The following is a 13,461-nucleotide window of genomic DNA, read 5'->3' as shown; positions in this document are numbered from 1 at the left end:
CGCTTGCGTGGAAGCGTAGCACAAAACCTCCGCATGGAGGTTTCTGGCCGCCTAGACTTCGATGCATGCCGGAGAACAGCGATCAGGTGAGGCCCCGCGGCTCGTACGCGAAGGGGATCGCCCGACGGCAGGAGATCCTCGACCGCGCCATCGAGGTGTTCGCGCAGCGCGGCTCCGACCGGACGAGCCTGCGCGCGATCGCGCGAGAGGTCGGCGTGACTCACGCGGCACTGACGCATTACTTCGGCTCGCTCGAGGAGCTGCTCGTCGCCGTCTACGAGAACTCGGAGAAGCGCGCCGGAGACGACGGCACCTCCGAGCCCGGAACGACGCCCGTGGAGATGATGCTCCGGTCGGCTCGCGCCAATCGCGAGGTGCCCGGGCTCGTGCAGCTGTACTCCACGCTCGTCGCCGCGGCGCTCGAGGACGACCGGCCCGTGGCCCGGGACTTCGCGATCGCACGATTCGCGGGCCTGCGCCGACTCCTGGCCGATCGCGTGCGCGAGAACCAGCGCTCCGGACGCATCCGCGCCGACATCGACCCGACCGCCGTCGCCGCGCTCGTCATCGCCGCATCGGACGGGCTCCAGACCCAGTGGCTCCTCGACCCCGCCGCCCCGCAGGAGGACGCCCTCGCGCTCCTGGAGGAGCTGCTGCATCCGCCCGCGAGCCCCGGCGCGCCCACCAGAAGTGGGGCTTGACCTCCGGTTCGACCCGGCGAACCCTGAGATCGACCCGAACCCGGTGAAGGGGTTCACATGGACCGACGGACGTTCCTCACGCTGGCCGGTGCCGGCACCGCGCTCGGCGCGACCGAGCTGATGGGTTCCAGAGGCGCCATCCCCCGCGCGGTCGCGGTGCCATCGCAGGAGACGGCGACCGTGCCGCTCCAGATCCTCGACATCGAGGGCATCGGCCGGAAGATCGGCATCGAGATCCGCCTCGGCGGCGGCGAGCCGCGCCTCTACACGTTCGACACGGGGTCCTCGGGATTCTATGCGGCGAACAACCGGGACTGGTGGCCGTCATCGAAGCGCATCGGCGGCCCGCAGATCGCGCAGACCTATGGAAGCCACGAGACGTTCCAGTCCAAGCGCGTCCGCACGTCGGTCGGGATCCCCACCACCACCGGTGAGATCGAGATCGAGGCCGACGTCGGGCAGATCCTCGACGGATACGGAGGATCGCTCGGACCTCGCAGCCGATCGCCCTGGCGCAAGGACGTGGCCGCGGGGAAGCCGCCGCTCTTCGGGCACTTCTTCGGCGACTTCGGCTCGGGCCTGAGGGAGGTGAACGGCCTGTTCGCCATCCTGCCGCAGCTCCCCGGGAACCTGTCGAGCGGATTCGCGGTGCGGCTCGGATGCGACGGCAGCCCGGGTTCGTCGCCGACGCTCGAGATCGGACTGACCGACGCGATCCGCGCCGAGGTCACGTCGTGGATACCCATGGCCGGAGGCCCGAAATCGCCGCCGTTCCCGGGCAGCGGTCTCCCCACCTACACGCAGGAGCTCCTCGCCGGCCACTACTCGTTGAACGGCGGTCAGACGGTGTACCCGTTCGACACCGACGCGATCCTCGACACCGGCTGTCCGACGACCTTCATCCACGAGCACGGCGACCTGCAGGTCCCGGATGCGCTCCTCGACGCCCACCGTACGCAGCTGCTCGACGACGTCCTGTTCTGGGTCACCGCCGAGGGCACCGAGTTCGGCAACGGGTTCCACCTCGAATTCCCCGCCGGCGACCTCCCCGGGAACAACCAGGTGCTCGTCGCTCCCACGAACGAGCGGGCGTACGTGAACCTCGGGTTGATCCCGTACTTCCGCTACGGCGTGGTGTTCGACGTCGAACGCGGTCTCGTGGGATTCGCTCCGTGCAGCTAGCGTTCGCCGTGCACTGAGGCCGCGGGCTCGACCTCATCGACCTGCCGATGCTCGATGTCGTCGACGTGCGCGCGCGGCATCGCGACCGCACCCGCGATCGTCGCGACCGCGGCGATCGCGACGCCGATGAACACCGCCGCTGACGCGGCCTGGATCGCGGCGGCCGAGTGGGCCCCGAGCCCCGACTCGCCGATCACGCCGTTGGCGACGGCGCCGAAGACCGCGACGCCCACGGCGCTGCCCATCGAGCGCAGGAACATGTTCGCGCCGGTGACGACGCCGCGCTCCGACCACGGCACCGACGACTGCGCGGCGATGAGCGTCGGCGAGGCCACGAGTCCCAGCCCGAGGCCGACGACGAAGCACGCGACCGCGGTCGTCACGGGGTTCGGCGCGAAGGTCGCGGCGACCAGTCCGATCGCTCCCAGCACGGCGATGCCGAGGCCGAGGAATGCCGTGTTGCGGAAGCCCATGCGCAGGTAGAGGCGCCCCGACTGGGACGCGGAGAGCGGCCACCCCAGCGTGAGGGCGGCGACCGCGAGCCCCGAGACGACCGGCGTCGCGCCCGCCGACACCTCGAGGAACGTCGGCACGTACGAGGTCAGGCCGATGAGCACGGCGCCGACGCCGAGCGAGATGAGGGAGGTGGTGACGATGAGGCGACGCGAGAACAGCCAGAGCGGAAGTACCGGCTCCGCCGCCCGCCGCTCGATGAACACGAATGCGCCGATGAGGACGGCCGCGAGGGCGAATGCGCCGATGCTCTGCCAGGAGTTCCACGCCCACGCCTGCCCGCCCTCGAGCACCGCCAGGATGAGCAGCGTCAGTCCGACCGTGAGCACAGCAGCGCCTGCGATGTCGATGCGGTGCGGCTTGCGCTCGACGTTCTCGTGGTAGCTCCGGATGAGCATCCACGCCGCGATGATGCTCAGCGGGATGTTGACGAAGAAGATCCACCGCCAGGAGAGGAACTCGGCGAAGAGGCCGCCGAGCGAGGGCCCGATGACGGATGACGCGGCCCACACGCTCGCGATGTACCCCTGCACGCGGGCGCGTTCCCGCACGGTGTAGAGGTCGCCCGTGATGGTGATCGAGACGGGCAGCACGGCCCCCGCGCCCAGCCCCTGGATCGCGCGGAAGACGATGAGCGAGGTCATGTCCCACGCGAAGCCTGCGAGGATCGAGCCGACCAGGAAGGTGCCGATGCCCACGAGCATGATGGGCTTCCGGCCGATCGTGTCGGCGAGCTTGGCGTAGACGGGCACCGAGACGGCCTGGGCGAGCAGGTAGATCGAGAACAGCCACGGGAACTGCGCGAACCCGCCGATGTCGGCCACGATCGACGGCACTGCCGTCGCGAGGATGGTCGCTTCGATCGCGACGAGCCCGGTGCACAGCATCAGCGCCATCAGCACCGGCCCGCGCTCGGAGCGCAATCCCACGGCGGTCTGCTCGGTCACGCATCCTCCTCGCCGGACCGCCCACGAGTCACGGGCACCCCCTCAGAGCCAACGCGATCGAGCGGCAGGCATTCCCGGACCTGTCCGGATGCCACAATCGCGGCGCCCCTTCGGCCGACCCGCGTCGTCGATGACGACAGATCCGGCCCACGTCCGGATCGGCGAGTTTACCCTCCGAATATGACTGATTTCCGTCCGCCCGTCGCCGACCTCGCGTATGCGCTGAAGCATGTCGTGGGCTACGACCAGGTCGCCGAGCTTCCGGGCTTCGAGCACGCCGACTTCGACACCGTCACCGAGATCCTCGAGGAGGTCGGCGGCTTCATGGCCGAGGTCGTCGCCCCCACCAACCGCGCGGGCGACGTCGAGGGCGCCCGCCTCAACGCCGATGGCACGGTGACCACGCCCACCGGCTTCAAGGAGGCGTACGCCGCGTACGTCGACGCGGGCTGGGGTTCGGTGCCCCTGCCCGAGGAGTTCGGCGGCGGCGAGTTCCCGCGCACCGTCGGGCTCGCCATCCAGGAGCTGACGATGGAGGCCAACATGGCCTTCTCGCTCGCGCCGCTCCTCACGCAGGGCGCGATCGAGGCGCTCCTGCACTACGGCAGCGATGAGCAGAAGCAGGCCTGGCTGCCCAAGATGGTCAGCGGCGAGTGGACCGGCACCATGAACCTCACCGAGCCGCACGCCGGGTCCGACGTGGGCGCCCTCACCACGAAGGCCGTGAAGCGTCCCGACGGCACGTACGGCATCACCGGCCAGAAGATCTTCATCACGTTCGGCGACCACGACCTGAGCGAGCAGGTCGTGCACCTGGTGCTGGCTCGCACGCCCGACGCACCTGCCGGCACCAAGGGCATCTCGTGCTTCATCGTGCCCAAGTTCCTCGTGAACGACGACGGCTCGCTCGGCGCGCGCAACGGCGTGCACACCGTCGGCGTCGAGCACAAGATGGGCATCCACGGCTCGCCCACCTGCGTGCTGTCGTACGAGGACGCCACGGGGTACCTGATCGGCGACGAGAACCTCGGAATGCGCATCATGTTCGTGATGATGAACAGCGCACGCCTGTCGGTGGGCACGCAGGGCCTGGCCGTGGCCGAGCGCGCGTACCAGCAGTCGCTCGCCTACGCGACGGAGCGCATGCAGGGCCGCGCGATCGGCGCCACGCAAGACTCCCCCATCATCGACTTCCCCGACGTGCGCCGCATGCTCATGACCCAGAAGTCGTACATCGCCGCGCTGCGACGGATGATGCTCCTCAACGCCGTCTACGTCGACATCTCCACCCACCATCCGGATGCCGCGACCCGCGCCCGCGCTGACGAGATCGTGGGCCTGCTCACCCCGATCTGCAAGGCGTTCGGCACCGACCTCGGCAACGAGCTGACCTCGCTCGCGCTGCAGGTCCACGGCGGCATGGGCTTCATCGAGGAGACCGGCGCCGCCCAGCACTACCGCGACGTGCGCATCGCCGCGATCTACGAGGGCACGAACGGCATCCAGGCCGCCGACCTCGTGGGCCGCAAGCTCGGCGTCCGGGGCGGGGCCTCGTTCCTCGAGTTCATCGCCACCATGCGCGAGATCGACGGCGAGCTGGCGGCCGCCGGGGACGAGTTCGCGTCGATCCGCACCCAGCTCAGCTCGGGGCTCGACGTGCTCGAGCAGACAACCGGGTGGATGCTGCGCACCGGTGCCGCCGACCCGAACTCGGTGCTCGCGGGCTCGAGCCCGTACCTGCGCATCTGGGGGCTCGTGGTCGGCGGCTGGCTGCTCGCGAAGTCCGCGCTCGCCGCTCGCGAGCTCAACGGCGACACCGTCGCGGGGGCGCAGTTGCCGCTGGCCCGGTTCTACGCCGAGCAGCTGCTGCCCGCGACATCCGGGCTCGTCGGCGCCGCCACGGCCGGAACGCGCGACCTGTTCGCTCTCGACGCCGCCGCGCTCGGCGACGTGGTGCGGCGCACCGCGCGCGTCTGAATGATCGCGGACTGAGCGGCGGGGTCGTGCCGATCGGCGCGACCCCGCCGCCCTCCGATACGAACTCCGGCTCGGTCCGACTCAGCTCAGCTCGTCGCAGAGGTCCCTCGTGCGGCCGGACGAGCCCGTGATCGTGAAGACGCTCTGCGCGTCCACTTCGTAGGTCACCTGGCCGACGTAGAGCGTGGTGGAGGGGCCGGCCGGAACGTCGGTCGGGAACAGGATCAGCACGTTGTGTCCCGTGCTCCTCGCCGTCGACGTTCCATCCGGTTCGAGGGTCGTGCTGGTGACGGAGCCGTTTCCCTTCAAGAAGACGGTCGCCCCGGTGCTGAGGTTCGCGAAGGTGAGATCGAAGCCACGTCCTGCGGTCAGTACTCGGACGACGTTCCCGTCGGGATCGGTGAATTCCCTCGTGATCGCCGAGCCGCCCGTTCCGGTCACCCGCAGCTCGAAGTCGCACCCGATGCCGGCCGGAAAGACGATGTCGAAATCTGCCGCGGAAGCCGGGCCGGGTACCGCGACGGAGAGCAGCCCCGCCGCGACCGCCACCGCTGCCCACTGACGTTGAAGATGTCCTGCCATGATCGGCCTCCCCCATGATGGGCGCGACTTCAGCTCCGAAGCAGGGTCGATCGCGGAAGCGGCGCCGACTTTCCGATTCAGGAGCAGGATGGCAGCCCGAACACACCGCCGCAATAGGCCGTCACTCGAAACGAGCAGATGCACGAAAGGCCCGGAGCTTCCGCAGAAATCCGGGCCTGTAGTAGCGAGGGCGGGACTCGAACCCGCGACACCACGATTATGGGCCGTGTGCTCGTATCCGTGAGTACGGCACGATGCCGGCGCCGACCAAAACCCGCGAAAATTAGACCATTTCACCTCATGTTGACCACGACTCGTTCACCGATCAAGTGACGCGAGTGTGGTCAAAATGTGGTCACCGCGGAATGACTTCCGCGTCGAGGCCGGTGTGATGTATCGGGACATGCCTGACGTTTCTGCATCAGGACATCTCTGACGGTGGGAGGGTCTTGGGCCGTCGTCCGCGGGGTCGGCCGTTGCTGACGTACTTGGTGCCGGGCTTGGGCCAGGGGTGCTCGATGATGAGTGTGCCTTTGAGGTCGAAGTTCATCATTGTTGTCCCGGCGTCGATGACGCAGACCCGGTGTCCGGCCGTGGCCCGGCCGATTCCGAATCGGATGCCGCGGAACTCGACGGCACCGGTGTTCCCGACCAGCTTCACCCGGATCTGGTCTGAGGGTTCCGGTAGCGGCGTGTGCGGGGTGGTGGGTCGGGGTGCTTGGGTCTTGGGTGTCGTGTCCCAGGCTGACTGCGGGGTGATCCTGCCGGGAAGGGCTTGGTGGGACCTTTGGGTGTTGTAGATGAGATCGAAGTCGTCGACCTGCGTCTGGAGCTGCTCGAGGGTGTCGGCGAGGGGCTGCTTGTCGAGATACCGGAACAGGGTCTGGTGGAATCTCTCGTTCTTTCCTTGGGTGGTCGGCTTGTAGGGTTTCCCGGTGATCGGTTCGACGCCGAGCGATCGCAGGTAGGCGACCAGCTGGCCCCGCACGCCGCGGCGGGACGGGATCAGTGCGGCCCCGTTGTCGCTGAGCAGCCGCTGCGGGACACCGTGAGCGGCGATCCCCTTCTTCACGACGGCGATCGCCGCTTCGGAGGTTTCGCCCCAGGCGACGTGAGAGGCGACGGCGAGGCGGGAGTGGTCGTCGATGAGCTGGAAGATGACGCACTTGCGGCCGCCGGTGAGGACGTATTCGGTCGCGTCGAGCTGCCAGCACGCGTTCGGCGCCGGATGGACGAATCGCCGGTACGAGGACCGTGGCTTCTTCCGCGGTTCGACCTTCGCAACACCGGCGTCGCGGAAGATGCGAGACAGCGACGCCGTCGATGGCACCGGGTCCATCCCGAGTGCTCGCATCTTCTCGTGCACGCTGATCGGGCCGTGGTCGAGTGCGGACTGTTCCAGCGCGGCCCGCACCGCGACGGCCTGCGCGGCGACGTCGTCCGGGAGCTTGCCGGGGCTGCGATTCGGGCGCCTTGACGAGGGTGTCAGATCGTTTGTGTAAGGGGTGTCGGCTTCTTCTGAAGGGACGACACTGATGACCATGATCGACAGGGACGCTCGTGCGGAGCGTCGGCGACGGCAGAACGAGATGGCCAAGCGGCTGCGTGAGTCCGGCGTGCTGGACGAGTTGTTCGAGAAGATCGACGCGGGCGAGGTGCAGCTGGATGGCCCGGACGGGTTGATCCAGCAGATGATCAAGACCGGCCTCGAGCGGGGCTTGCAGGCCGAGCTGACCGAGCATGTCGGGTACGAGAAGGGCGACCCGGAAGCGGGGTTGTACCCGAACTCGCGGAACGGGTCGTATCCGAAGACCGTCGGCACGCAGGTCGGGGACGTCGAACTCGAGGTCCCGCGGGATCGCGACGGCACGTTCACCCCGCGGCTGGTGCCGCGCGGGTCGCGTCGGCTGAGCGGCCTGGACGAGATGATCGTGTCGCTGTACGCCGGCGGCATGACCGTCCGCGACATCGAGCATCACCTCGCCGCGACGGTCGGCACGGAACTGAGCCGGGAGACGATCTCGAAGATCGTGGACGAGATCAGCGACGAAGTCCTTTCGTGGCAGCGCCGACCGTTGGAAGCGTTCTACCCGGTGATCTACCTCGACGCGCTGGTCGTGAAGGTCCGCGACGGCGGCCACGTCCGGAACAAGGCCGCACACCTGGCCATCGGCGTCGATATGGACGGCGTCAAGCACGTCCTCGGGATCTGGGTCCAGCAGACGGAGGGTGCGAAGTTCTGGGCCTCGGTGTGCGCCGAGCTCGCCAACCGCGGCGTCGGCGACGTGCTCATCGTCTGCTGCGACGGGCTCACCGGGTTCCCCGAAGCGATCGAGGCGACCTGGCCGGACTCGCTCGTGCAGACCTGTGTTGTGCATCTGATCCGCCAATCGATGCGGTTCGTCGCCTACGGGCAACGCAAGGCCGTCGCCGCCGCGCTGAAACCGATCTACCAAGCCGCCGACGCGGACGCCGCGAAGGCCGCGCTGGACGCGTTCGCCGCGTCCGAACTCGGGCAGGCGAACCCGCACACGGTCGCCGCGTTCGAGAACGCGTGGGAGCGGTTCACGCCGTTCCTGGCGTTCCCGCCCGAGGTGCGGCGCGTGATCTACACCACGAACGCGATCGAGTCGCTGGACTACCAGCTGCGGAAAGTGACTCGCAACCGAGGCCACTTCCCAAACGACGCCGCGGTCGTGAAGCTGCTCTGGCTGGCCATCTGCGACATCGAGGACAAGAGAGCCCGGGAGCGGGAGAAGGAGCGCGGCAAGCCCGCGAACGAACGCAAGGCCCCGCCACGCCTCGTCGAAGGCCAGGTCATCACGAGCTGGAAACGAGCCCTCGCACAACTCGCGATCGCCTATCCCGACCGCATCACCCCGTACCTGTAACGCCACGCCGATGACCGCTTACACAAACAACTTGATAGGCTCGCCTTGACCGCGGCTCTAACGCTGCGACCGGCCCCTCCGTCGCGGCGCGTCGGCGGATCGCGTAAAACGTCTCCGGTGAGATCCTGTGCTCCAGGCAGAACGTCGTCACCGATCCCCGCGGCGCGTCCGGCGGCCACTGCGCGATCGCGAGGCGGACACGAGGATCAACTGGCTCAACACGGCTCATCCCTGGTCGCGTCAGAGATCTCTTGATCCGGAAACGTCAGAGATGTCCTGAGGGACCACATACCGTATTCAGCTTCTAGAACCGACGCGTCGAGGCCGGTGCCACATCCCTCTTGAGTCGCGGCTTATCTCCCGAGTTGAAGGACAAGCACCAAGTGGATCGCGGATCGATACGCTATCGCCATGCTGCTCCGCAGCGCGCGACCACGGACTGCCGCCCTATGAATTCGGAATCAAGGGACGGGTGATGACCAGTTGCTCTGCGACGTCAGCCTCCGATCCGGAGGAAGCTATGCCGGATGCGGAGAACGTGGGTGGCCGTCATGTTTGAGGCTCGAGACGACAAATGCGACCGTAACCTGATGGACGCAATGCTGGACACCGAGATTAAGGCCGACCAGGCATTGGCATGCATGCTGCCAGCGTGTTCGGTGAGCTTACGGTGCTGGCCCCGAGCCTGCCCCAGTCCGCGTTCCCGGGGAGGGTGTCCGGTCCGACGTCGTCCGCGGTGCCCGCGCCGGTTAGACCGTAAGGCTGCGTGACTACAAACTGTCACCTGATCGTGCCAGCAGGCCCAACTGTCACCTCTTCATGCAACAGACCCGCGTGTCCGGTCGAGTTCAGCGTGACTGTGATTGGCGACGACAATGTTCGAGCTCACGGCACAGCTCATCCGCATCCCAGCCAGTAACCGGTCCTGCAGCATGGGACCTGAGGGGCACAAAGCGCCGCATCTCTCCGTCCCCGTTTGCGACGACCTCAATGATTGGCGCGTCAACGACCGCAGACTTGTTGGCGACCTGCACCGCCGAGAATTCCTTCCAGTCGAGAACCTCAATGGGGCCGTCGCGCCCGAGGAAGCGAACCCCATTCTTATCAGCGATGAGCACAGCAAGCTGAGTTGCCCCGGTAGTACTTGAGAGCCTCACGAGCGACCGAACGGAGGTCGGGATGGCGTCCTTCTCAGCCTTCAGAATCCGTCGCGCCCATTGGGAGGATAGCCACGGAATCACAGCGAGGAGGGCAATCCCTACGCCCAGCACTGCGAACGTCAGCACGCTCCAAATCGGTGAAGTGATCTTCCCGCTCAGCAGCTGGAAGACCGGGATAACGATCATGGTCGTCGCCAAGATCCATAGGCCGAGGTTCCCCATACCCCGATGCTCAACACTGCGCATGACTTCCTCCTCGAATCGAGCTTCATTGCCCGCCAAATCCACTGACGCCCGAACGACGGCATCGCTCGTCGCGGGTGTAGCTAAGCGACACACGACTGGTGGGGGCAATATCCGCCCGGCAGATAACTCCTATCCAAGTGGACTGGGATAAGTACGGTCGAGAAGTTGGACACGCTCGTGGCGAAAACTCGGAGAGCGCCAACAGCAGCCTTGTTGAAGGAAACTCCCATCGTCATGGCCACGACTCCTTCTGCAGTCCCCTGAGCTGCACCTCGAAGAGCACCCTGCTGCATCCTCAATCGCGCCTTTGCCTGCGATTCACCAAGAAGCGCACTAGTAGCACGAGCCTTCGCGGCGCCCCCAGTCGCTCCAACGGACGCTGCAAAGCCGAGGCACCGGGCACTCCTCGAGAAGAAGCAGACCGTGTTGCTCGCGCCACGAAGCATAGCGTCGACGCCGTATGCGACTGCAACGTGGGCGACTCTTGTTGCGATCGACGTCTCGGAACGTCGGGTACTAATGCCTCCATTGCCACATCCGCAATCCAACCGTTCGCCCGTCAGATCGAACCCATTGATGGGGTCGGCGGGGTAGTCGTAGTTGTTGGTGACGCCGCCCTCGATGGGGTCGACTTCGAGGAACCGGCCGAGGGCGGGCACGTATTGGCGGGCGCCCATCTCGACGGTGTGGATGCTGCCGGCGTGTTCGGTGAGTTTGCGGTGCTGTCCGAGCCAGCCCCAGTCCGCGTTCCCGGGCAGCGTGTCCGGTCCGGTGTCGCCCGCGGTGGTGGTGCCAACCCGTCCGGTGCTCGGGTCGATGGGTTGCCCGAACGGGTCGTACCGGTGCACGCCCACGCTGCGGGTGCCGGCGGCGTTCGCAGTGACGGTGATGTCGCCGTGGATGTTCGGGTACGACCAGGTTTCCGTGCCATCGGCGGTCGTGGCGACCATGACGCCGCCGGGCAGTCCGATCACCTTGTTGCGCCCCGGGTCTGGTGGAGGCTCCTGACATCCGGAAAGGATGAGGGGCATGCCGAAGTTGAAGAAGTATCCGCCTGAGTTGAAGGAGCGCGCGGTTCGGCTCGTGCTCGCTGCTCGTGACGAGGACGGTGGCCGTCGGGGTGCGTGTACGCGGGTCGCGCAGCAGTTGGGCGTGAACGTGGACACGCTGCGCGGTTGGGTGCACCGTGCCGAGATCGACGGCGGTGTCAGGCCGGGCCTGAGCACGAGCGACAGCGAACGGATCGCGGACCTCGAGCGTGAGGTGCGGGAGTTGCGGCGGGCCAACGCGATCCTGCGCAGCGCATCGGCTTTCTTCGCGGCGGAGCTCGACCGCCCACGCAGCTGATGGTCGACTACGTCGACGCGCACAAGGACGAGTTCGGGGTCGAGCCGATCTGCCAGGAGCTGCCGATCGCCCCATCGACGTACTACGCGCGCAAGACCCGGGCTCCGTCCCCACGGGCGCTCAGTGACGAGGTCGCGTTGGGCGAGATCCGCCGGGTGCACGCGGACAACCTCGGCGTGTACGGGGCCCGGAAGGTCCGCGCGCAACTACGTCGCGAGGGCCACCGGTACGCCCGGTGCACGGTCGAGCGGTTGATGCGCCGCGACGGGCTGCGCGGGGTGCAGCGGGCGCGCGGGCCGCGCACCACGATCCCGGGGGATCCGGCCGAGCTGCCGTTGGACCTGGTCGAGCGGGCGTTCACCGCGACCGCGCCCGACCAGCTGTGGGTCGCCGACATCACCTACATCCGCACGTTCGCCGGCTGGGTGTACGGCGCGTTCGTGATCGATGTGTTCAGCCGCCGCGTCGTCGGCTGGCAGCTGTCCACGAGCCTGCGCACCGACCTGGCGTTGGACGCGCTCGAGATGGGCCTGTGGGTCCGGCGCCGCGACGGCCGGAACACCGCCGGGCTGACCCACCACAGCGACCGCGGCGTCCAGTACCGCGCGATCCGCTACACCGAACGGCTCGCCGAGGCCGGCGCGGTCGCATCCGTCGGATCCCGAGGCGACAGCTACGACAACGCCCTCGCCGAGGCCTTCAACTCGCTGTTCAAAGCCGAGCTCGTGCGCCACCGCGGCCCGTGGCGATCGATCGATGACCTCGAGTTCGCCGTGGCCGAGTACATCGACTGGTTCAACCACCGACGCCTGCACACCGCGATCGGGATGATCCCACCCGTCGAAGCCCAACAGCAGCACTACGATTCACACCACGACCCCGTCCGCAACCGCGAACGGGCGACGATGAGCCTCCGATGAACCCGGGGCGCAACAGCGGGACTCGAACCCGCGACACCGCAATTATGAGCCGCGGACTCATACTCACGGGTGACCACAACCCAATGGCACCGACGTGATGGAACATCTACTGATGTGACCGAAACGTGTCCGATTTCCGCCATCGGCACGAGGGCAGCGAACGATAGAACTGCAAGAATTAGTACCTGATCAGGCCTTGTAGCGAGGGCGGGACTCGAACCCGCGACACCACGATTATGAGCCGTGTGCTCTAACCACCTGAGCTACCCCGCCGCGAGGCTACCCCGGCACGGCCGGAGGAACCAGAGCCCCGAGTCAGGATTGAACTGACGACCCCTTCCTTACCATGGAAGTGCTCTACCACTGAGCTATCGGGGCGAGTGCCGCTCTCACGGCAACCACACGAGGATATCACCGCGGAGCGCGTGCATGAAATCGTGCGTCAGATGCTCGAACCGAAGCCCGAGGACACTCCCGCGGCGGCGAAGAGGACGACGAAGAAGAGCACGTACGCGGCGATCCCGAGGATCCACAGCGCGCTCAGCACGTAGCCCGCGATGAGCCCGGTCAGCGCCGCCGCGTCGCCCTGCTCGCCGCGGTCGCGGATCTGCCGGCGGGCGATGTGGCCGAGGATGATCGCGGGGATCGAGGTCACGAGACCCATCATGAGTCCGCCGAGCCCGAGGCCGAACGCGACCCACGCGAGCACGTTCTGCGGCCGCGCCACGGGCGGCGCCCACGTCGCGACCGGAGCCGAGGCGTACGCCGGAGCGACCCCGGTCGGGCCGTAGGCGGTCGCCGACCACGCGGGCGCCGCAGGCGGCGACGCCACCGCGGCCGGAGCCGGCGGAACCGGCGGGACGGGTGCAACCGGAGGAACCGGCGCGGCATCGGTCACGGGCACGGGCGCGGGGGTGGGGGCGTCCACGAGGGCTCCATCGGGTCGGGGTGCGGGGCTGGGTCGAGCGTCATGCTATCGGTCGCGGGTTGCGCAC

General features: G+C 67.6%; 9 protein-coding genes, 2 tRNA genes, 3 pseudogenes and 1 other annotated feature. Of the genes and pseudogenes, 5 read left to right on the top strand and 9 right to left on the bottom strand.

Features of this window, described 5'->3' with window-relative positions; translation table 11 throughout:
* The first annotated feature begins 65 nt into the window (after positions 1–65).
* Together AC3RKB_RS07830 and AC3RKB_RS07825 are read left to right on the top strand one after the other, a co-directional pair.
* Positions 66–701, top strand: a complete 636-nt coding sequence (locus AC3RKB_RS07830) for a TetR/AcrR family transcriptional regulator (protein WP_491435527.1) — start codon at positions 66–68, stop codon at positions 699–701.
* Positions 702–758: 57 nt separating this feature from the next.
* A complete protein-coding gene (locus AC3RKB_RS07825) occupies positions 759–1,883 on the top strand; it encodes a hypothetical protein (protein ID WP_491435526.1) in 1,125 nt (374 codons plus the stop codon).
* Here the strand turns inward: AC3RKB_RS07825 and AC3RKB_RS07820 are convergent.
* Complete coding sequence (locus AC3RKB_RS07820; RefSeq protein WP_491436780.1) at positions 1,880–3,292, bottom strand: MFS transporter; 1,413 nt, start codon at positions 3,290–3,292, stop codon at positions 1,880–1,882. The two genes, AC3RKB_RS07825 and AC3RKB_RS07820, sit on opposite strands and share 4 nt — an antisense overlap.
* 231 nt (positions 3,293–3,523) lie before the next feature.
* Here AC3RKB_RS07820 and AC3RKB_RS07815 point away from each other — a divergent pair, with 231 nt between their 5' ends.
* On the top strand, positions 3,524–5,320 hold the full coding sequence (locus AC3RKB_RS07815; protein WP_491435525.1) for an acyl-CoA dehydrogenase family protein: 1,797 nt from the start codon (positions 3,524–3,526) through the stop codon (positions 5,318–5,320).
* A gap of 81 nt (positions 5,321–5,401) precedes the next feature.
* Here the strand turns inward: AC3RKB_RS07815 and AC3RKB_RS07810 are convergent, their stop codons facing one another.
* Entirely contained in the window at positions 5,402–6,046 is a 645-nt protein-coding gene (locus tag AC3RKB_RS07810) for a hypothetical protein (protein WP_491435524.1), read from the bottom strand.
* Between the two features lie 277 nt (positions 6,047–6,323).
* Positions 6,324–7,391 (bottom strand): annotated as a pseudogene (locus AC3RKB_RS07805) (DDE-type integrase/transposase/recombinase); the annotation flags it as partial.
* Between the two features lie 52 nt (positions 7,392–7,443).
* Here AC3RKB_RS07805 and AC3RKB_RS07800 point away from each other — a divergent pair.
* A complete protein-coding gene (locus tag AC3RKB_RS07800; RefSeq protein ID WP_491436779.1) occupies positions 7,444–8,793 on the top strand; it encodes an IS256 family transposase in 1,350 nt (449 codons plus the stop codon).
* 40 nt (positions 8,794–8,833) lie between these two features.
* On the opposite strand, the pseudogene AC3RKB_RS07795 reads toward AC3RKB_RS07800, so the two are convergent.
* From AC3RKB_RS07795 to AC3RKB_RS07785, 3 genes and pseudogenes are all read right to left on the bottom strand, one after another.
* Positions 8,834–9,022: pseudogene (locus AC3RKB_RS07795) on the bottom strand (IS481 family transposase); the annotation flags it as partial.
* Positions 9,023–9,641: 619 nt separating this feature from the next.
* A complete protein-coding gene (locus AC3RKB_RS07790; protein WP_491435523.1) occupies positions 9,642–10,175 on the bottom strand; it encodes a hypothetical protein in 534 nt (177 codons plus the stop codon).
* A gap of 104 nt (positions 10,176–10,279) precedes the next feature.
* Positions 10,280–11,230: an RHS repeat-associated core domain-containing protein gene (locus tag AC3RKB_RS07785; RefSeq protein WP_491435522.1), complete on the bottom strand. Its 951-nt coding sequence runs from the start codon at positions 11,228–11,230 to the stop codon at positions 10,280–10,282.
* On the opposite strand from AC3RKB_RS07785, the pseudogene AC3RKB_RS07780 reads away from it, so the two are divergent.
* A pseudogene (locus tag AC3RKB_RS07780) lies at positions 11,229–12,466 on the top strand (IS3 family transposase). The gene AC3RKB_RS07785 and the pseudogene AC3RKB_RS07780 overlap by 2 nt on opposite strands.
* Positions 11,507–11,620: a sequence feature (AL1L pseudoknot), on the top strand. Its footprint overlaps the pseudogene before it by 114 nt.
* Positions 12,467–12,665: 199 nt before the next feature.
* Here AC3RKB_RS07780 and AC3RKB_RS07775 read toward each other — a convergent pair.
* From AC3RKB_RS07775 to AC3RKB_RS07765, 3 genes are all read right to left on the bottom strand, one after another.
* A tRNA-Met gene (locus tag AC3RKB_RS07775) sits at positions 12,666–12,739 on the bottom strand.
* Positions 12,740–12,772: 33 nt separating this feature from the next.
* Positions 12,773–12,844: transfer RNA gene (locus AC3RKB_RS07770), tRNA-Thr, on the bottom strand.
* Positions 12,845–12,908: 64 nt separating this feature from the next.
* On the bottom strand, positions 12,909–13,394 hold the full coding sequence (locus tag AC3RKB_RS07765) for a DUF4190 domain-containing protein (protein ID WP_491435521.1): 486 nt from the start codon (positions 13,392–13,394) through the stop codon (positions 12,909–12,911).
* Positions 13,395–13,461: the final 67 nt, after the last annotated feature.

The sequence above is a fragment of the Agromyces capsici genome (assembly GCF_058349965.1).
The sequence above is the reverse complement of the archived record's forward strand: the minus strand, read 5'-3'. Positions and strand labels throughout refer to the sequence as shown.

What these genes read in the sequence shown, in the direction of transcription:
- AC3RKB_RS07830 (WP_491435527.1), top strand. Translation starts at nt 66, where the DNA reads ATGCCGGAGAACAGCGATCAGGTGAGGCCCCGCGGCTCGTACGCGAAG.
- AC3RKB_RS07825 (WP_491435526.1), top strand. Translation starts at nt 759, where the DNA reads ATGGACCGACGGACGTTCCTCACGCTGGCCGGTGCCGGCACCGCGCTC.
- AC3RKB_RS07820 (WP_491436780.1), bottom strand. Translation starts at nt 3,292, where the DNA reads ATGGCGCTGATGCTGTGCACCGGGCTCGTCGCGATCGAAGCGACCATC.
- AC3RKB_RS07815 (WP_491435525.1), top strand. Translation starts at nt 3,524, where the DNA reads ATGACTGATTTCCGTCCGCCCGTCGCCGACCTCGCGTATGCGCTGAAG.
- AC3RKB_RS07800 (WP_491436779.1), top strand. Translation starts at nt 7,444, where the DNA reads ATGATCGACAGGGACGCTCGTGCGGAGCGTCGGCGACGGCAGAACGAG.
- AC3RKB_RS07790 (WP_491435523.1), bottom strand. Translation starts at nt 10,175, where the DNA reads ATGGGGAACCTCGGCCTATGGATCTTGGCGACGACCATGATCGTTATC.
- AC3RKB_RS07785 (WP_491435522.1), bottom strand. Translation starts at nt 11,230, where the DNA reads ATGCCCCTCATCCTTTCCGGATGTCAGGAGCCTCCACCAGACCCGGGG.